Genomic DNA, 19,319 nt, shown 5'->3' with positions numbered 1-19,319 from the left:
TGTGTGCTGTGTGATCCGTCCTCCCCGTCGCGCGGGTGTCAGCCGGCGATGTCGCGGCAGGCGCGGTAGAAATCGGCCCAGTCGGGGCGTTCACGGACGACGGCCTCGAGGTATTCGGTCCAGATCACCGCATCGGCGACCGGGTCCTTGATGACCGAACCGAGTACGGCGCCCGCGATGTCGGAGGCGCGAAGCACACCGTCACCGAAGTGGGCCGAGAGGGCCAGACCGTTGGTGATCACCGAGATCGCCTCGGCGGTGGACAGCGTGCCCGACGGCGACTTCAGTTTGGTTCGCCCGTCGGCGGTGATGCCCGAGCGCAGCTCACGGAACACCCGGACCACGCGCCGCACCTCCTCGGCGGCGGCCGGGACCGTCGGCAACTCCAGTGCGGCACCGAGCTGTTCGACCCGGCGGCTGACGATCGCCACCTCGGAATCCTCGTCGGCGGGCAGCGGAAGCACGACGGTGTTGAAACGGCGGCGCAGCGCCGAGGACAGATCGTTGACACCCCGGTCGCGGTCGTTGGCGGTGGCGATCACATTGAAACCCTTGGCCGCCTGCACCTCCGCACCGAGCTCGGGGACGGGAAGCGTCTTCTCGGACAGGATGGTGATGAGCGCGTCCTGCACATCCGAGGGGATGCGGGTCAGTTCCTCGATCCGGGCGATCGCGCCGGTGCGCATGGCCGTCATCACCGGCGACGCCACCAGCGCCGCATCGCTCGGCCCCTCGGCGAGCAGCCGCGCGTAGTTCCAGCCGTATCGGATGGCTTCTTCCGCCGTCCCCGAGGTGCCCTGCACCAGCAGGGTCGACTCGCCACTGATGGCTGCCGAAAGATGCTCCGACACCCAGGTTTTCGCGGTGCCGGGCACGCCGAGCAACAGCAGCGCGCGATCGGTGGCCAGCGTCGCCACGGCCACCTCCATCAACCGGCGGGGACCGACGTACTTGGGTGTGATGACCGTGCCGTCGGCCAGCGTGCCGCCGAGCACATAGGTGACCACCGCCCACGGCGACAACTTCCACGACGGCGGACGCGGCCGGTCGTCGACGCGCGCCAGCGCGGTGAGCTCGTCGGCGAAGGCCTGCTCGGCGTGCGGGCGCAGCAGGGTGGTTGCGGATTCGGTCGTCGTCATGACAGCTCCTCGAGCATGGTGGCGCGTTCGGTGAGATCGGTGGCGAGGGTGCGGAAGGCCTGATGCCAGGCGGGGTCGTCGGTGGCCTCGGCCAGCGCGGTGACGCGGGCGGCGAGGCCGACGGGGAAGTGGATGCCTGCCGCGGTGAGCAGGGCTCGATCGGTGTAGACGCCCGCACCGGAATGCGGGTGACGTGCTGTGGTGCGGGCGCGTTCGCCGAGCAGTCGCAGTACATGGGTGGCGACCCGGTCCGGCCACGGGTGGTCGAGTCCGGGCAGGATCGCGTGCAGTTCGGTGAGCTGATGCGCGTCCAGGTCGAGCACGTGCTCGACACGGTCGGCGGGATCGAGCAGGGTGAACAGTTCCCGGCGGCGCAGTACCGCCTGTTCGGTCGGGCTCGCCCCGGCGAAAAGCTCACGCGCCCAGGTGGTGTCGCGGGCGGCGAGGGTGGCGTCGACCCAGCCGTCGACGATCGCCTTGGCATAACGCACAGGCAGTGCGAGTGCGAGTGCGGTCGCGGCGGTGTTCTCGGGGGTGGTGCCCAGAATTCGCGTCCACGCCGACAACGGTGCCGCGGCGATCACCTGATGCAGGGTCTGCACCGATGCGTCGGAGGTGTCCCAGCGCAGCTTCGGCTGTTCGGTGCCGTCGGTGATGCCGTCGCGGCGGGCTTGCGCGCCCACGTCGGCGGGGACGTCCACCTCGAGCCCGCCGTCGGAGCCGACCCGAACCCACGTCGTGAGCAGCGCGGTCATCCTGGCGCCGTACCCGGAATCGGGGAGCCGGGCGAGCAGACCGGCGGCCGTCCGACGTACGTCGCCGCGCCGGTCGTCGAGGGCCCGTTCCAGGAGGGTTTCGTCGGCGGCGTTCGCACCGATGCCGAGCAGGCCGAGGAGTTCGGCTTTGATCGACCCCGATTCCTTGGGCCACGCGCTGGTCAGCACCTCGAGCCCACGCGCCGGGTCGACCCGGCGCAGGTTCGCGAACCAGTCCTTGCGTTCACCCGCGGTGCCGAACAGCCACACATCGTGCGAGGCAGCGACCTCGACGGAGTCGCCGTCGACCACAGGCGAATCCGCAGCGGTCGGACCATCGGCCACGGCCGATGATTCGTGGCGGGACGCAGTGCTCCCCCCGGACGAGGTGCGGTCGACGGGAAACTCGTCGACCAGCTTCGACCAGGCGGGGTTACGCGCCGCCAGCCACCGCCCCCGCCGCCCGGCCAACCGCAGCAGCGGATCGCGCAGCGCGGGATCCGACGCCGCCGACAAGGCCTGCACACACAGCACATCGGGCAATCGGAAGTCGAACGGCTCGGCGGCGGCGAACCATTCGGGAAGAAACGCCGATTTCTCCCGGAGCAGGCGGCCGAGCCGATCGGCCGACCGGCGCGGCAGCAACGGACGCGGATCATCGAGCGCGGGATCGGGTTTCGGTGCCGTACCGGGTACCCGCCCGCCCCGCAGGTACAGATCCTGCAACGCGGCGGTCTCGAGGAGTCGGGTCGCGGTATCGCCACCGCGCTGCGGCACCGCGCCCGTGACCGCGGGATCGAGATGCACACCGTCGAGCCCACGGCGCGCGGTGCCGAGCAGGGCGATCGAAACGAGTTCGGCCAGTTCGGGACTCGCGGTGGAACCGGTGGGGAATTCGGTTTCCAGGTCGTGTACCTCGCCCGCGCTGAACACCGACACCGGGTCGAAGCCCTCGGCCGACCACTGACCGGTCACCGTCACCGGATGACCACCCGACACCGCGGCCAACCGCCACGGCCGGACCCCGGTGGGCAGGGGCAGCGCGGTGCCCTCGGCATCGACCAGATGCCAACCGTGCTCGTCGATGGCAGGAACCACATCGGTGAGCAGCGCCGGAACAGAACGCACCAGCGGGTCGTGACTCAGCGCGGCGGCGTAGGCGTCGAGCGCATCGCCGATCGAGGTACCGGCGGCCGGGACGGTGGTGAACGGTTCGGGGGCACCGTGGCGGGCACCCCATTGCACCCGCAGCGGTACGGGGCCGGGGTAGTAGTGCAGTTCCGCGTCGACCTCGCTGCCCGGTGCGGGCACCTCGCCGGTGAAATTCGGTGTGCCGAAGGAATGTTCGATCAGCAGCGCCCAGCGGCCACCGGCACGGCCACGCAACCAGGTGCGTCGCGCGTAGAGCCGTTCCTCCTCGCTCACCCGCATGCCGAGCACCTGCCAACGGTCGCGCACCGCCGGTTCGGCGAGCACGGTCTCGGCCTGCACCGGGTAGCCGATGTGGGAGCGGATGGCGGCCTGCAACGATTCCGGCAACGCGTCGAGGGTGCGGTGAGCCAGGACGAGCAGATACAGCCGGGCGTATTCGCGCAGCAACAGTTCGGGCCAGTGCTCGGTGGTGGCCACCGCCGTGGGCAGCCTGCGCAGTGCCTCCGCGATCCGTGGGGCCTGGGCATCGACCATGCGCGCCGCCACGGCCTCGTAGGCGGCGTAGGAGCGGTCGGTCTGGGCGAGGCCGGTGCGAACCTGGTCGGTGAGCCACACCTGCAGTTCCGCCAGCCCCGCCGACACCCGGCCGCGCCGCTGCTCGACCGCCGCGGCCGACGGCGCCGACTTGGCCTTCGGCGCCGCGGTGGCTTTGGCGGCCCGGCCCGCGAGCCACTCGGCCGCGAAGTCGGCGGGCGCGTCCCGCGTCGGCACCGCGCCGCTCGACCACGCCAGCAGCAACGACAGGGCGTGCTTGCAGGGAAACTTCCGGCTCGGGCACGAACACTTGTACGCGGGACCGGAGAGATCGACGATCGTCTGGTAGGGCTTGGCCCCACTGCCCTGGCACAGCCCCCACACCGCGTTCCCCTCGGCGCCGGTGTCGCGCCAGCGACTCGCCAGCTTGCGCGCGGCAGCCACCGAGCTCGCATCGGGTGCGAGCGCACGGACCTGGTCCTCGGTCCACAGCGCGGATGTGTCGGTCATCGGTTCCCCCGTTCTCTGTCGCCGAAATATCTACCCGAGCCCACCGACAACTTCGCCCGTGCACAGTGAAAGACCTGGAAAACCCTGGTGCCGTGGAAAATTCGCGCCTCACCTCTTGCTGTGTGGGGCGAACTCTGGCATTCTGACCTGTTCGGCTCGACCGGACCGCCCGGGTCGCTCAACGCAGCGTAGCGCGGGTGAGAGCACCTCATCGAGCTGCCCGCCGGGGTGGGCGAGGGGTGGACATCGAGGGCCGGTCGCGGCGCCACGATGGCCATTCCACTCCCGCGGGCAGATTCGCTGGGGCGCAGCGCATCCCCTGGGCGAACGCCCGGCGATCGGGTAGCGTTTCGGGCACAGTTGCGCTCGGGGCGTGAAGGGGGTGTCGCCAGTGTGCTCGGACCGCATCACCGAGGTGGTCGCGCGCGAGCTCGCCGCCGACCCGGCTGTGGAGGACCGGGTCGCCGATTGCGTGCTCGCGGCGCTCACCGAGGTCGACGATGCCGCCGACACCGCCGATGCCGGTGACACCGGCGTCTTCCTTCGTGCCGTCACCGTGCACGGCTTCCGCGGCATCGGCCCCACCGCCACCCTCCGGCTGAATCCCGGACCCGGTCTCACCCTGGTGGTCGGTCGCAACGGCAGCGGGAAATCCAGCTTCGCCGAGGCCGCCGAATTCGCGTTGACCGGCGGCAATCGCCGCTGGGACGGGCGCACCAGCGCCTGGCGCGAAGGCTGGCGCAACCTGCACGAACCCGACCTCGCCCGGATCGAGGTCGAGCTGCTCACCGGTGGCGGTGCGGTCACCGTCGCGACGCACTGGGCACCCGGCGCCGAGCTGACCGAGGCGCAGTGGACCGAACGGCGCGGTGACGCCTCGCCCGCTGCCGTCGACCCGGTGAGCAGGCGCCAACGCCTCGACCTGTATCGCCCGTTCCTGTCCTACAGCGAGCTCGGCGCCCTCGTCGACGGCAAACCGAGCGACCTGTTCGACGCGCTGCACCGCCTCCTCGGCCTCGACCAGCTCGCCGCGGCGGCCGAAAGCATCCGGCTGCGCAAGCTGGAACTCGAACGCGCCGTGAAGAATTCGCGGCAGGACCGCGCCGACCTGCTCGACGAACTCGCCCAGGTCGCCGACGATCGCGCCGATCGCGTCGCCGAGCTGCTCCGCGACCCGGACCCCGACCTCGACGCCATCGCGGCCGAGGTGGCGGGCTCGGTTCTCGGTGCCGAAGGACCCGAGGGCCTGCGCGCGATCCTGCGCCTGTCCCTGCCCGATCCGGTGGTGGTGGCCGCCGTCGCCGACCGGCTCACCCGCGCCGCCGCCGACCTGTCCGACCACGCGACGATCGACGCCGAATCCGACCTGCGCGTCCTCGAACTGCTCACCCGCGCACGCGAACACGCCGTCACCGCAGGCACCTGTCCCTGCCCGGTCTGCGGCCGTGGCGACCTGGACGACGACTGGCTGTTCGCCGCCGACGCCGAGATAGCCAGGCGGAGCGCCGATCTCGACGCCCTGCGCTCCGCCCGAACGGAATTCGAGTCCGCTCTCGCAGCAGCTCGCGTCCTCCCGGCGCCGGTGCCCGAGGAATTGGCTCCGGCGACCCGGGCCACAGACCGGGTCGTGAAACCCGGGACGACCTCGCCGTTGCCCGAAGCGCCGATCCGGTCGGAAGTACTCGGCAAGCGCCGCGACGCGGTTCGACGATCCTGGGACGCGTGGGCCGCACTCGCGACCGCCGAGTACGACGAGCAGTCGGTCGACCGCCTCCGCACGACCTACCAGGACCTCGCCGCCGAACTCGCTGCCCTGCAACGCGATGCACGCATCGAACTCGAACGCCTGGATGCGGTGTGGTCGCCGCTGGTCCCGCGCATCCTGGCCTGGCTCGAACCGGCCAGGGCCGTCGCGGCCGACGCGGGCGAGTTGCGGATCGTGCGCAAAGCCGCGGACTGGCTCAAGTCGGCGACGACGAGCATCCGGGGCGAACGGATGCGGCCGCTGGAGGCGACGGCGCGGTGGGTGTGGAGCACCCTGCGCCAGCAGAGCAATGTGGAGCTCGGGGCGATCCGGTTGCAGGGCAGCGCGGGGACGGCGCGGCGGGTGCTTCTCGATGTCACCGTCGACGAGGTGGACGGCGCCGCGCTCGGTGTGATGAGCCAGGGCGAGCTGCACGCGCTCGGGCTCTCGCTGTTCCTGCCGCGAGCCACGGTGGCGCACAGCCCTTTCCGGTTCGTGATGATCGACGACCCGGTGCAGGCGATGGACCCTGCCAAGGTCGACGGACTGGCCCGGGTACTGGCCGAGGTCGCCCTCACCAGGCAGGTCGTCGTGTTCACCCACGACGAGCGCCTCGCCGAAGCCGTGCGCCGCATGCAGCTCGACGCCACCGTGCTCGAAGTACAGCGCCGCGAACGCTCCGTCGTCGAGGTCCGGGTGACCGGCGACCCGGTGCGCCGCTACCTCGACGACGCCCGATCCCTGCTCCGCACACCGCAACTACCCCCCGCGATCGCCGACGAACTCGTCGCCACCTGCTGCCGTTCGGCCATCGAGGCCGCCGGGCTGGCGAAAGCGCGCCACGAGCTGCTCGCCGCCGGGCTCGCGCACGGCGAAGTGGAGCGCCGGGTTCGCAACGCGCACACCACGCGCGCCATGATCACCCTGGCCATCATGGGTCCCCGTGCCCGCGTGGACGACCTGAACAAGCACCTCAGTGCCGTCGGTGGCCGCTGGCTCGTCGGGGTGCTGCGCGACGCGACCGCGGGCGCCCACGTGCCGATCGACCGGCCGATGCGCGAATTGATCAGCGATACCGAACGATTCATCGCTTGGCTGCGCGCCCATGAACCGGCGATGGTGCGGTCGTGAACGGGGATCCGGTCCGGTACGGCCGCGCATTCGACCACCCGGTCGATGTAGCGGTGCACCGAATTCGTGTTCGCCGCCGGGGAAGGCCACGGCTCGGGCGTGGCGTCGCCCGCAGGCACGGAGTGACCCCGATTCGTTGTGCGGCAAGGCGGGTCGGGCCGTGGTGAACCGTCGTGGCAGGCCGCGGCGGGCCCAGTTCACCCCGCGTCCTTCCGTCGCCGAACGGTTGGCGGCCGCCGACGACCTGCTGAACGGGTCGGTCTCGGATGCCGGGGGAGTGTGGTCGCGGGCCGTCGCCTGGATTCTGCGGTTGGCCTTGGAGCAAGCCGTTGACGAACTGTGGGCCCAGATCGCGCCGGAACTCATGCGCTGCCCGATGCGCGCCCAGTTGCTCGCTCTTCGGGTCTATGCCGGTCCCGAAACAGCAGGTCAGGTGGGTGCACTGTGGGCGGCGCTCTCGCGCGCGGCCCACCACCTCGACTACGAGATGGCGCCGAGCGTCACCGACCTGCGTCGCTGGCGCGACCAGACGACCGAACTGTGGCGGGCCCTGGAACTGGTCCCGTTGACGCACCAGACCTTCGGCTGAGCACGGTCGGCGATCGGCCGCCCGCACGCACCCGGCAGGATGACCCCATGGGTGAAGCGAAACCATGTCCGTGCCGGCGCGGCGAACCGTTCGATGCCTGCTGCGGCCCGATCCTGGCCGGTGCGCGCGCGGCGGCGACCGCCGAAACCCTCATGCGCTCGCGCTACAGCGCCTACGTCGTCGGCGACACCGACTACCTGCTGCGTTCCTGGCACCCGGACACCCGCCCGAAGGACCTCGAACTCGATCCCGACCAGCGCTGGCTGTTCCTCGAGATCGTGCGCACCGAACGCGGCGGACCGTTCGACGACAACGGCACCGTCGAGTTCATCGCCCACTACCGGCTCGACGGCACGCGCGACAGCATGCACGAGGTGAGCACCTTCGTCCGCGTCGACGGTGCCTGGGTGTACCTCGACGGTGTGTTCGCCGCCTGAACCGGGGATACTGCACCGGTGGCCCGCATCGCGATCGAATACTGCACCCAATGCCGCTGGCTGCTGCGCGCGAGCTGGATGGCACAGGAACTGCTGAGCACCTTCGGCACCGATCTCGCCGAGGTGGCGCTCGTGCCGGGGGAGGGTGGCGTCTTCCGGATCACCCTCGACGGCGATCAGCTGTGGGAACGCAAGGCCGACGGCGGCTTTCCCGAGATCGCGGTGCTCAAGCAGCGGGTTCGCGATCGGATCGCACCCGAGCGCGACCTCGGGCACGTCGACCGGCGCGACTGATCAGCAGCAGCCGCCCCCACCACAGCATCCGCCGCCCGCGGGAGGTGCCGCGGGCATCGGCGCGGCGCCGCGACCCACGGTGGCGAAGGTGGTCAGCAGTTTGACGGTGTCGTCGTGGCCCGCGGGGCAGGACGCCGGATCCGAGGACTGCGCCATCGGCCGGTTCACCTCGAACGTGTCGCCGCACGAGCGGCACCGGAAGCTGTAGTTCGGCATGCGGCAAGTGTAAGTCGCGACGGCCGCACCGACACCTGGCCGATCAGCACACTCGCAGCTATCGAATTCCGGTGCGGTGGGGTTCGCCGCGCACCGCGCTGACGTCGATCGGAACCCCGCCGGCCCACCGCGGCTCCGGCAGCCCAGATCCCCCCGGTGACGACACCGTGCGGAGGTCGAAGCTGTACCGGCGAGTAACCGTTACCTGCGGAAATGGTGCGTTGGCGGCGTGCCAGTGGCCTGTCGACGTACTCTCGTAAGGAGTCACCAGGTGCTGCGGCCCGCGGGAGCAAATGCACAGGCACTCGTGGATCGCGCCGGCTAGGAGGTGTGCGATGAGCATTCAGCCCGATCTCGACCAAGGCACGTGGACCCACGAAGCCGAACCACTGGCGCACACCGAGCACGGCACGGTCAGCGGAATCTGGGAGGGGCCGGTCGCCGTGTGGCGCAGTGTGCCCTACGCGAAGGCACCCGCCGGCCCGGCTCGATTCCGCCTCCCCCAGCCGCCGAAGCCCTGGGAGGGTGTGCGCGACTGCGCGGTCTTCGGTGAGATCGCACCGCAGGCGATGGGCGCGATGGTGCCCGTCGACTCGGATCTGCGAATGGGCGAGGACTGTCTGTGGGTGAACGTGTGGTCGCCCCGGCCCCAGCCCAGCGACGACGAACCGCGCCCCGTGATGGTGTGGCTGCACGGCGGCGCCTACTGCCTCGGCACCGCCGCGCAGACCATCTACAACGGGCGCAGACTCGCCGAAGCGGGCGACGTGGTGGTCGTCACCGTGAACTACCGGCTCGGGGTCCTCGGATTCCTGGACCTGTCGTCCTTCGGCGACCAGTTCACCCCGAACCTCGGCCTGCACGATCAGCTGGCTGCCCTCGCCTGGGTCCGCGACAATATCGCCGCGTTCGGCGGCGACCCCGGCAAAGTGACGGTCTTCGGCGAATCCTCCGGCGCGGGCTGCGTCACCGCGCTGCTCACCGCACCCGCCGCCGACGGGTTGTTCCACCAGGCGATCGCCCAGAGTCCGCCCGCCACCACGGTATTCGGGCAGGAACGCGCCGCCGTCGTCGCCCAGCGGTACCTGGAACTGCTGGAACTCGGTGCGGGCGAAACGGATCGGCTGCTCGAGCTGCCGATCGAGCAGCTCGTGGAGGTCGGCGCGGTCCTGCTCGACGAGGTGCCGACCAAGGAACCGGGCAGGCTGGCCGCCGCCCCGGTCGTCGACGGGGACCTGTTGCCCGCCTATCCGATCGACCGTTTCCAGCAGGGCCTTTCCCATCGGGTGCCGTTGCTGATCGGCAGCAACAAGGACGAGGCCTCCTTGTTCCGGGTGCTCAAATCCCCGATCATGCCGGTGACACCCGACGCCGTGAACGCCATGCTGCGCGACGTCGCCGCTTCGCACCCGGAGATGTCGCCGGAACGGATCGCCGAGATCACCTCCGCCTACCCGGATCTCACCAAGATCCGTGGCGCGCTCGCCATGTCGACCGACGCCGCGTTCCGTATGCCCGCCGCGTGGGTCGCCGAAGGGCACGCCCAGCACTCACCGACCTGGAAGTACCGGTTCGACTACGCGACACCGATGTTGAAGGCGGCCCGGGTCGGTGCCGGCCACGCCACCGAATTGCCTTATGTGTTCGGCAATTTCGGCACGCTCAACCACGACCCCACGTTCTGGCTCGGCGGTCGCAAGGTCTCGCTCGCGGTCTCGGGCCGGATGCAGCGCCGCTGGCTGGCCTTCGCCGAACACGGCGTACCGGCGGCACTGGACGGTTCCAAGCACTGGCCGCGCTATCTGCCCACCGACCGGACCACCTTGCTCATCGACGCCATCGACCGGGTCGTCGACAATCCCGACGCCGAACTGCACACCGCCTGGGGCGACCAGGCCGTCGGCTTCAGCTGAGCAGTCCCCGTCACACGTCGGTCGAGAAGCGGATGCCGCCGTCGGGGATTTCCACGCCCGGCCACACCCGCGCCCCGCGCAGTAGTTCGCAGCGGGCACCGACCTGGGCGCCGTCACCGATCACACCGTCACGCACCAGCGCGCGCGGACCGATCCGGGCGCCGAAGCCGACGATCGACCGTTCCACGGTCGCGCCCGCCTCGACGACCGCGCCGTCGAAGATCACGGCTCCGTCGAGTCGCGCGCCCGCGCCGATCTCGGCGCCACGCCCGACCACGGTGCCGCCGATGAGCAGCGCCCCGGGCGCCACGCCCGCACTCGGGTGCACCAGCGACTCACCGCGCTGACCCGGCAGCGCGGGGGAGGGGGCGATGCCGCGGACCAGGTCGGCCGATCCGCGTACGAAGTCCTCCGGGGTGCCCATATCGCGCCAGTAGGAGGCGTCGACGTGACCCTGCACGCGGGCACCCTCGGCCAGCAGCGCGGGGAACACCTCGCGCTCCACCGACACCGGGCGACCGGTCGGGATCTTCTCGATGTACTCGCGGCGGAACACGTAACAACCGGCGTTGATCTGGTCGGTCGGCGGATCCTGGGTCTTCTCGAGGAACGCCGTGACCCGGCCTTCCTCGTCGGTCGGCACACAGCCGAACGCGCGCGGATCGCTCACCCGGACCAGGTGCAGGGTCACATCGGCGTTGGTCGACTCGTGGGTGTCGAGGATCGCGCCGAGGTCGGTGCCGCCGAGCACGTCGCCGTTGAACACCATCACATTGTCGGCGCGCAGCTTGGGCAGCACGTTGCGGATGCCGCCACCGGTGCCGAGCGGCTCGGTCTCGGTGACGTACTCCAGGTCGAGTCCCAGCTCCGAACCGTCACCGAAGTGCTCCTCGAACACCTCCGCCTTGAAGGAGGTGCCGAGCACGACGTGGGTGATCCCGGCCTCGGCGATGCGGGCCAGCAGGTGGGTCAGGAACGGCAGCCCGGCCGTCGGCAGCATCGGCTTGGGCGCCGAGAGGGTGAGCGGACGCAGCCGCGTGCCCTGTCCGCCGACGAGGATGACCGCGTCGGTGCCTGCATTGCCTGCCATCGAGTTTCCCCTGTTCACAGTGGACCAGCCCCTACTCAGGCGCTGGTTCGCGCTTTCTCACGCAGCGCCGATCGAACCGCAATCCGGGAGCGAACCGCAAGTCCGGCCCGCAACGCCAGCCGCAGCGGCGCCTGCCACCAGTGCGGATGCCGGTCGGCCTGGAAGCGGTACGCGCTGGCATGGTGGGCGGGCAGCATCAGTTCGGGGTGCTTGCCCGCGGCGTGGCCCTTGGCGTGGGTCACTTCGGCGTCCGGGACGAACACATTGTGCCAGCCCGCCTTGCCCATCCGGTCGCCGAAGTCGACGTCCTCCATGTACATGAAGTAGCGCGAGTCGAAGCCGTCGATGGTGTCGAACGCGGCCCGACGCACCAGCAGGCACGAGCCCGACAGCCAGCCGACCACCCGCTCCGAAAGCTCCTCGTTCTCCTGCCGGTACCGCACCGACCAGGGATTCTTCGGCCAGATCGCGCCGAGGATCGCATGCCCGGCACCGTCGGCCAGGCCGGGCACCCGCCGGGCCGAGGGGTAGACGCTGCCGTCGGGTTCGCGGACCATCGGCCCGAAGGCGCCCGCGCGCGGCCAGCGCTGCGCGGCCTCGAGCAGCTTGTCGATGGAGTCGACGCCCCAGCGGATGTCCGGGTTGGCCAGGATCACGAATTCGATCGACGGATCGATCTCGGCGACGGCCCGGTTGATGGCGCCGCCGTAGCCGATATTGCCGCCGGTACGCAGCAGCCGCACGTGCGCGTTGGCCTCGGCCACCAGCTCGGGCACGCCGTCGGTCGACCCGTTGTCGGCCAGGATCACCTGTGGCTTCTCGCTGGTCGCGTCGGCGAGGGTGGTGATGAAGTGCTCGAGATGCTCGCCCGGTGAATAGGTCACCGTGACGACGGCCAGACCGGCGGGGGCGGGGGATTCGGCTGCGTTCACGAGTGCGCAGCCTAGTCGGACAACCGGCGAAGTGTGTCGGTGAGTGCGGAACGCCAGGGCCGCATCGGGGTCAGGCCCGCGTCGTTCCAAACCCGGGGTGAGAGCACCGAATAGGGCGGGCGCGGCGCGGGTCTGGGGAACGCGCTCGAATCGCACGGCAGCACCCGGGCCGGGTCGGCGCCGAGCTCGGTGAAAACGGCGACGGCCAGGTCGAACCAGGTGGCGGTGCCGGAGTTGGTCGCGTGCAGCACCCGGGGCGCGTCGGGGCGGTCGGCGAGCTCCAGCAGGGCGGCGGCCAGATCGATCGCACTGGTCGGCGACCCGAGCTGGTCGTTCACCACGGTGACGGTGTCGCGTTCGCGCTCGAGCCTGCGCATCGTCGCGACGAAATCCCCCTCGACACCGGCGTACACCCATGCTGTGCGCACGACCTGCGCCTCGGGGCAGCCGTCGAGCACGGCTCGCTCACCTGCCAGTTTCGACTGGCCGTAGACCGTCGCCGGTCCGGTGGGGTCGTCCGGTTCGTACGGTGTGCTCGCGGTGCCGGGGAACACATAGTCGGTCGACACGTGGATGAGCCGCGCGCCGATCGCGGTACAGGCGGCGGCGAGCACGGCCGGACCGGTGGCATTGGCGGCGAACGCGGCGTCGCGGTCGGTTTCGGCGGCGTCGACGGCGGTGTAGGCCGCGCAGTTGAGCACCACCGCGCCGGGTGTGAGCATCGCCTCCACCGCGTCGCGGTCGGTGATGTCGACCTGCGACCGGCCGAGGCCACGTGCGTGCGGGGCCAGACGCAGGATTTCCCGCCCCAGCAGCCCACCGGCGCCGGTTACGATCAGGGAAGCTCGAGTGGGGAAATCGGCATTCACGCGGCCAGTCTGGCACGCCGCAACACCTGCGGGTCGGCCCGACTGTGGTAACTGTTGGTTAGCCTGTGTTCACGACAGTGGGGTTTGCGGGGAGGCGTGCAGGGCGGGGGCGCCGCGAGGTCGAGAGGAAGCACGAGTGCGAGAGTCGACAGGATCACCGTCGGCCACCACGCCTGCGGGACCGGCGAAGGTGATGGTGGCGATCGCGGCGGTCCTGGTGCTCGCGATCACCGGGTTCGCCTGGCGCAGCGTCGACAATCTGATCGCCAATATCGAACGCATCGGTGGACTCGGTCTCGGCGGCGGCCGCGACGGCGCCGTCGACATCCTGCTCGTGGGTGTCGACAGCCGCACCGACGCCCACGGCAATCCGCTCACCAGCGCCGAACGCGCCATGCTGCACGCCGGCGACGAAGTGGGCACCAACACCGACACCATCGTGCTGGTCCGCGTCCCCAACGACGGCCGCTCCGCCACCGCCATCTCCATTCCCCGCGACTCCTACGTCGACGTTCCCGGTCAGGGCAAGGCCAAGATCAACTCCGCCTACGGCGCGACGAAAGAGACCGAACGCGCCAAGATGCTCGCAGACGGTGACGCCGAGGCCGACGCCGAACGCGACTCGACCAAGGCGGGCAGGCAGGCGCTGATCAAGTCGGTGGCCAATCTCACCGGCGTCACCGTCGACCACTACGCCGAGGTGAGTCTGCTCGGGTTCGTGCTGCTCACCGATGCCGTCGGCGGGGTCGAGGTGTGCCTGAACAACGCGGTCGACGAATACATGTCCGGTGCGCAGTTCCCGGCGGGCAATCAACGTCTCGACGGCGCGCAGGCCTTGAGTTTCGTGCGGCAGCGCCACGATCTGCCGCGCGGCGACATCGACCGGATCGTGCGTCAGCAGGTGTTCATGGCCCAGCTGGTGAGTCAGCTGCTCAATGCCAGGACGCTGGCCGATCCCGGCAAGCTCGGCGAGATCAGCGAAGCCGTCGGGCGCACGGTCGTCCTCGACGACGACTGGGACGTGCTCGCCTTCCTGCAGCAGCTGAAGGATCTCTCCGGTGGTCAGGTCGAGTTCGACACCATTCCCGTCGCCGACCTGAACAGCATGACGGCCGACGGCGAATCGGTGGTTCGGGTGGAGCCGAAGGCCGTGCAGGACTACGTGGCCGGGCTGGTCGGCGAGGAGAAACCGGCCGAGGAGAAGAAGGTCGACCCGTCCACGGTGACGGTGAGCGTGTTCAACGCCGGTGGCGCGACGGGCCTGGCGGCCAAGGTCGCGGCCGCGTTGACCGGTAAGGGTTTCCGCGAGGGTCTGGTCGGGAACTATTCCGGGGGGAGTGTGAGCTCGAGCCGGGTGCTCGCCGCCGACAGCGCCGATCCCAAGGCCGTCGCGGTGGCCGAGGAACTCGGCGGCCTGACCGTGGTCGCGGATCCGTCGCTGTCGGCGGATTCGGTGAGCGTGGTGCTGGCGAGCGACTACTCTGGTCCCGGCTCGGCCGCGGCAGGCATGTTCGATTTCGACGGAACAGCCTCGGCGACCGCCACGCCAGTACCGCCCGCCCCGCCGATCGACGCAGGCCAGAACGGACCGAAATGCGTGAATTGACCTATGCGTGAGCCTCATTCGACACTGACCGACGCCCTCCTCGACCCGATCCTCGAACGCGATCCCGCCGGACCGCGCGTCACCTGGTACGACGACGCCACCGGCGCCCGCATCGAACTGTCCGGGCTGACGCTGGCCAACTGGGCGGCCAAGACCGCCAACCTGATCCGCGACGAGTTCGCGCTCACCCCCGGCGCGCGGGTCGCGGTGCTGCTGCCCGCGCACTGGCAGACGGCCGCGGTGCTGCTCGGGTGCTGGTGGGCCGGAACCGAAGTGGTGCTCAGCCCCGATCCGGACGCCGACCTCGCCCTGGTGGCACCCGACCGGCTCGACGACGCCGACGGCGTCGACGAGGTCGCGGTGCTGTCGCTGGACGCCATGGGCACACCCGTGCGCGACCTGCCGGTCGGTGTCACCGATTTCGCCACCGCGGTGCGCGTGCACGGTGACCAGTTCCTGCCCGGTGGCTTCCGGGCCGCTCTCGACGGTATGTCGGTGGGCGAGGTGCTCGACGCGGCGAAGAAATCGGCGGCGCTGCAGGGCATTTCCGCCGGTGACCGGGTGCTGTCGAGCGCGCCGTGGGACACCGCGGCCGAGCTGATCGACGGGTACCTCGCCGTTCTCGGCGCCGGTGCGTCGCTGGTGCAGGTGGTCAATCCCGACGCGACCGCCACCGAGCACCGCGCCGAGACCGAACGGGTGACCGTGCGGCGCTGAGCCGCTCGTCTCCTACCTGGGTATAGGTCGGTCTCCGCCCGAGGAACGTGGTTTCTGTCACACCCCGTCCGTACTGTGGAAGACATCTTCGGCAGTACGGCGCAAAGGGGCGGCTATGAACGTCGGGTACTGGATCCGCTGGTCGGCACAGCACGGGATTCCCCGTGCCTTCCTGCGCTGGCGTGCGCGGCGTGGCGACACCTTCGCCACCCTGCTCGCCGGGGACCGGGGACTGCACGATCCCTACCCGCTCATCGAGGAACTGCGCGGCCCCGGTCTGCGCCGCACGCCGTTGGCGTACGCGTGCTTCGAACACGCACCGGTGCGAAGTATCCTGCGCGACAACAGATTCGGTGTGTTCCCCGCGCTGGGACGCGAGGTCCCGTCGCCGTTGCGCAAGCTGGCCGAACGGGTTGTCCCGCCGCCGAGCCCGGTCGAGCCGCCGTCGATGCTCGTGCTCAATCCGCCCGAACACACCAGGATGCGCAAGCCGGTGGCATCGGCCTTCACTCCGCGCGCCATCGGGAGGTTGCGCGACCGCGTCGAAACCGTCACCACCGAGCTGCTCGACGCGATGCCCGCGCACGGCTCGATCGATCTCGTCACCGATTTCGCGGCCCAGGTGCCGATCGCGATCATCGCCGAGATGCTCGGGTTCCCCGCCGCCGACCGCGAGCTGTTCCTGCGCTGGGGCGACCGCGTCACCCCACTGCTCGACATCGGCACCTCCTGGCGCTCCTACCGGGAGGCGATGGCCGCCACCGACACCCTGGCCGACTATCTGGCCGAGCACATCGAGAAGCTGCGCGACGAACCGGGCGAGGACATCCTCTCCAGCCTGGTCACCTCCGGCGACCTGACCATGCGCGAACTGCAGGCGGGCGCGGGACTGCTGATGGGCGCGGGCTTCGAGACCACGGTCAACCTCATCGGGAACGCGGTGGCCGCGCTGTCGGCCAACCCCGACCAGCTCGCCATCGCCCAGAACGACCCCGACCGCTGGCCCGACGTAGTAGAGGAGACGCTGCGGTTCGACCCACCGGTGCAGACCACCGCCCGGGTGGCGCTCGAGGACGTCGAGGTCGACGGGATGACGGTGAAGGCGGGTGCCACCGTCATCCTGTCGCTGGCCGGCGCCAACCGCGACCCGTCGGTCTTCGCCGATCCGGACCGCTTCGACATCGACCGCCCGAATGCCAAGGAGCACGTCGCCTTCAGCAGCGGCATCCACGCCTGCCTCGGCGCGAGCCTGGCCAGGATGGAAGCGGTACACGCCCTGCGCGCGCTCTACGCCCGCTACCCGGATCTGCGCTTACGTAGAGAACCGGTGCGCCGCAATCTGTTCACCCTGCACGGGTTCGAGCACATGCCGGTCGACCTCGGCCCGGTGGCGCGCACCGGGGCGCCCGACAATCTGGCGGGCGCCACCACCCAGGGGTGAGCTAGGTCGAAACCCGCCAGCGGTAGCGGGTCTTCGGGCGCCCGGCCCGGCCGTAGTCGGCGCGGCGTTCGGCGAGGCCGTCGTCGGCGAGTTTCTCGAGATACCGCCACGCGGTGATCCGGGAAACGCCGACGGCCGCGGCGGCATCGGTGGCGGTGATGCCCGCCTCGGCCGCGCGCACCGCCCGCGACACCTCCTCGAGCGTGTGCTGCACAACGCCCTTCGGGGCGCCCGCGCGCTGGTCGGCGGTGCGCAGCGCACCGAGGGCGCGGTCGATGTCGTACTGCGACAGCGCCGCTTCGCCCGCGGGCAGGGCGGTGTCGAAATCCCGGTAGCGTTCCAGCTTTTCGCGAAAGGCGGCGAAGGTGAACGGCTTGAGCAGATACAGCACCACCCCGTGGGCGACGGCGCTGCGCACCATGGTCAGCTCGCGCGCCGAGGTGATCGCGATGACATCGGGACGCGGGGAGAGTCCGTTGAGCGCGGCGGCCACCTCGAGGCCGTTGATGTCGGGCAGCCCGATATCCATCAGCACCAGGTGGAACGGATTGCCGTCGGCGATCGCCGACGCGGCGAGATCGAGCGCGTCATGACCGGTATGGGCGACGCCGCCGGTGACGAATCCGTCGAGCCGTTCGAGATAGGCCCGGTGTGCCTGGGCGATCAACGGTTCGTCCTCGACGATCAGGACGCGGATCATGGGTTCTCCCTCAACGGAATTCGGACGGTGACCGCGCTGTGTGGTGCGGCCGTTGTGGTGATGGCACCGCCGTGTCGATCGACGAGACGGTGCACGAGTGCCAGGCCGAGGCCGGCATGATCGGATTTGGTCGTGTAGCCGCGTTCGGCGGCGCGCTCGAACATCTGCGCCGACATGCCGGGGCCGCTGTCGGAGACTCGCACGCGCAGGTGCCCGTCGCGGTGACTCACCGACACCTCGACCCGCTTGTCGATGGTGCCCGCGGCCGCGTCGATGGCGTTGTCGACCAGATTGCCGACCAGCGTCACGGTTTCCTGCGCCGAGAGCGGGTCGGTGGAGTCGAGCGCGGTGTCCTCGCTGATGGCGAGACTCACCCCACGCTCGGCGGCCTGGTCCACCTTGCCGAGCAGCAGCGCCGCCAGCGCCGCGTCACCGACCGCCGCCAGCAGCCGGTCGATCAGCACCTGCGAGAGCGCGAGCTCGTCGGTGGCGAACGCCACCGCCTCGTCGGGCCTGCCGAGTTCCACCATGGTGACCACGGTGTGCAGTTTGTTGGCCGCCTCGTGCGCCTGGGCGCGCAGCGACTCGGCGAAATTGCGCACCGTGTCGAGCTCGCCGAGCACCGCGCGCAGTTCGGTCTGATCGCGGATGGTGAGCACGGTACCGATCTGCTCGCCCTCCCAGGTCACCACGTCCTGGTTCACCAGCAGCACCCGGTCGGTCGTCACATGCGTTTCGTCGCGCACCACGCCCGGGCGCTCCTGGCGCAACGAGACGGGCAGGTCGTCGCGATACACCGGGCCCTGCGGCAGATCGAGCAGGGTGCGCGCCTGATCGTTGACCACCTCCGCGGGCCCCTGGCCGGTGCCGAACACCACAAGACCCTCGTGGACCGAATGCAGCACCGCGTCGTGATGCTCGTAGAGCGCGCGCAGTTCGTCGGGCGCCAAGCCGTGGGTCTGCCTGCGCAGCCGCCTGCTGAGCAGGAACGAGGAGAACGCGGCCAGCGCGAGTCCGGCCGCGCTCACCCCGAGGATCAGCGGCAGCTGCGAGGCCACCTGGGTGCCGATCCTGGCCCTGGTCACCCCGGCCGACACCAGCGCGACCACCCGGCCGCGGTCGTAGACCGGCGTCACCGCCCGGATCGACGGGCCGAGCGTGCCGGTGAAGGTCTCGGTGAACGTCTGCCCGGCCAGCGCCCGGTCGATGCTGCCGGAGAACGGTTTGCCGATCATCTCCGGATTCGTGTGGGTGTAGCGGGTGCGGTCCGGCGCCATCACCACGATGAAGTCCATCCCGGTATCGGCCCGGATCCGCTCGGTGGTGGGTTGCAGCAGCCCGCTCGGATACGGCGAACTCACCGCCGCCAGCGTCGACGGCGCCCTGGCCACCGACACGGCGACGTCCCTGACCTGAAGTTCCGTGGCCACATCGTGGTCGCGTCTGGCGTCGAGCACGGCGAGCACCGTACCCGTGCCGATCATCAGCGCCAGCACCACCAACTGCCACACGAAGGCCTGTCCGGCAAGCGACAGTCGTCCTCGTCGCAT

General features: G+C 70.3%; 16 protein-coding genes. 8 read left to right on the top strand and 8 right to left on the bottom strand.

Features of this window, described 5'->3' with window-relative positions; all coding sequences use genetic code 11:
* Positions 1 to 38 precede the first annotated feature (38 nt).
* Complete coding sequence (locus AB0I35_RS12345) at positions 39 to 1,139, bottom strand: AAA family ATPase (RefSeq protein WP_067637501.1); 1,101 nt, start codon at positions 1,137 to 1,139, stop codon at positions 39 to 41.
* The gene (locus tag AB0I35_RS12340; protein ID WP_357395846.1) at positions 1,136 to 4,090 is read right to left on the bottom strand and encodes an SWIM zinc finger family protein; all 2,955 of its coding nucleotides are present in this window, start codon (positions 4,088 to 4,090) and stop codon (positions 1,136 to 1,138) included. Before AB0I35_RS12340 ends, AB0I35_RS12345 begins: the two co-directional genes overlap by 4 nt.
* 373 nt (positions 4,091 to 4,463) lie before the next feature.
* On the opposite strand from AB0I35_RS12340, the gene AB0I35_RS12335 reads away from it, so the two are divergent.
* The 4 genes from AB0I35_RS12335 to AB0I35_RS12320 all read left to right on the top strand — a co-directional run bounded on the left by AB0I35_RS12335 (position 4,464) and on the right by AB0I35_RS12320 (position 8,285).
* Positions 4,464 to 6,965, top strand: coding sequence for an AAA family ATPase (locus AB0I35_RS12335; RefSeq protein ID WP_357395845.1), 2,502 nt, complete (start codon positions 4,464 to 4,466; stop codon positions 6,963 to 6,965).
* Between the two features lie 160 nt (positions 6,966 to 7,125).
* Positions 7,126 to 7,554: a hypothetical protein gene (locus AB0I35_RS12330; RefSeq protein ID WP_357395844.1), complete on the top strand. Its 429-nt coding sequence runs from the start codon at positions 7,126 to 7,128 to the stop codon at positions 7,552 to 7,554.
* A 47-nt stretch (positions 7,555 to 7,601) separates the two neighbouring features.
* A complete protein-coding gene (locus tag AB0I35_RS12325; RefSeq protein ID WP_357395843.1) occupies positions 7,602 to 7,991 on the top strand; it encodes a YchJ family metal-binding protein in 390 nt (129 codons plus the stop codon).
* An 18-nt stretch (positions 7,992 to 8,009) separates the two neighbouring features.
* A complete protein-coding gene (locus AB0I35_RS12320; RefSeq protein ID WP_067491346.1) occupies positions 8,010 to 8,285 on the top strand; it encodes a SelT/SelW/SelH family protein in 276 nt (91 codons plus the stop codon).
* Here the strand turns inward: AB0I35_RS12320 and AB0I35_RS12315 are convergent, their stop codons facing one another.
* Positions 8,286 to 8,501, bottom strand: coding sequence for a zinc ribbon domain-containing protein (locus tag AB0I35_RS12315; RefSeq protein ID WP_357395842.1), 216 nt, complete (start codon positions 8,499 to 8,501; stop codon positions 8,286 to 8,288).
* A 335-nt stretch (positions 8,502 to 8,836) separates the two neighbouring features.
* Here AB0I35_RS12315 and AB0I35_RS12310 point away from each other — a divergent pair, with 335 nt between their 5' ends.
* Positions 8,837 to 10,414 (top strand): carboxylesterase/lipase family protein, encoded by a 1,578-nt coding sequence (locus tag AB0I35_RS12310; RefSeq protein ID WP_357395841.1) that lies wholly within the window; start codon positions 8,837 to 8,839, stop codon positions 10,412 to 10,414.
* Positions 10,415 to 10,424: 10 nt separating this feature from the next.
* Here the strand turns inward: AB0I35_RS12310 and AB0I35_RS12305 are convergent, their stop codons facing one another.
* The 3 genes from AB0I35_RS12305 to rfbD are packed head-to-tail and all read right to left on the bottom strand — an operon-like array spanning position 10,425 to position 13,305.
* Complete coding sequence (locus tag AB0I35_RS12305) at positions 10,425 to 11,504, bottom strand: NDP-sugar synthase (RefSeq protein ID WP_067491352.1); 1,080 nt, start codon at positions 11,502 to 11,504, stop codon at positions 10,425 to 10,427.
* Positions 11,505 to 11,539: 35 nt separating this feature from the next.
* A complete protein-coding gene (locus AB0I35_RS12300) occupies positions 11,540 to 12,436 on the bottom strand; it encodes a glycosyltransferase family 2 protein (protein WP_357395840.1) in 897 nt (298 codons plus the stop codon).
* Positions 12,437 to 12,447: 11 nt separating this feature from the next.
* Entirely contained in the window at positions 12,448 to 13,305 is an 858-nt protein-coding gene (gene rfbD, locus AB0I35_RS12295; RefSeq protein ID WP_357395839.1) for a dTDP-4-dehydrorhamnose reductase, read from the bottom strand.
* A gap of 193 nt (positions 13,306 to 13,498) precedes the next feature.
* Between rfbD and AB0I35_RS12290 the strand changes: the two genes are divergently transcribed.
* The 3 genes from AB0I35_RS12290 to AB0I35_RS12280 all read left to right on the top strand — a co-directional run bounded on the left by AB0I35_RS12290 (position 13,499) and on the right by AB0I35_RS12280 (position 17,069).
* The gene (locus AB0I35_RS12290; protein WP_357395950.1) at positions 13,499 to 14,911 is read left to right on the top strand and encodes an LCP family protein; all 1,413 of its coding nucleotides are present in this window, start codon (positions 13,499 to 13,501) and stop codon (positions 14,909 to 14,911) included.
* A gap of 3 nt (positions 14,912 to 14,914) precedes the next feature.
* Positions 14,915 to 15,628, top strand: coding sequence for a TIGR03089 family protein (locus tag AB0I35_RS12285; RefSeq protein ID WP_357395838.1), 714 nt, complete (start codon positions 14,915 to 14,917; stop codon positions 15,626 to 15,628).
* A gap of 115 nt (positions 15,629 to 15,743) precedes the next feature.
* Positions 15,744 to 17,069 (top strand): cytochrome P450, encoded by a 1,326-nt coding sequence (locus tag AB0I35_RS12280; RefSeq protein WP_357395837.1) that lies wholly within the window; start codon positions 15,744 to 15,746, stop codon positions 17,067 to 17,069.
* 1 nt (position 17,070) lies between these two features.
* On the opposite strand, the gene AB0I35_RS12275 is transcribed toward AB0I35_RS12280, so the two are convergent.
* Together AB0I35_RS12275 and AB0I35_RS12270 are read right to left on the bottom strand one after the other, a co-directional pair.
* Positions 17,071 to 17,769 (bottom strand): response regulator, encoded by a 699-nt coding sequence (locus AB0I35_RS12275; protein WP_357395836.1) that lies wholly within the window; start codon positions 17,767 to 17,769, stop codon positions 17,071 to 17,073.
* On the bottom strand, positions 17,766 to 19,319 hold the full coding sequence (locus tag AB0I35_RS12270) for a sensor histidine kinase (RefSeq protein WP_357395835.1): 1,554 nt from the start codon (positions 19,317 to 19,319) through the stop codon (positions 17,766 to 17,768). Before AB0I35_RS12270 ends, AB0I35_RS12275 begins: the two co-directional genes overlap by 4 nt.

It is taken from the genome of Nocardia sp. NPDC050378, assembly GCF_040655675.1.
Classification (GTDB): Bacteria; Actinomycetota; Actinomycetes; order Mycobacteriales; family Mycobacteriaceae; genus Nocardia; species Nocardia coubleae.
Note: the sequence above shows the minus strand (reverse complement) of the source record. Positions and strands in the feature narration are given on the sequence as shown.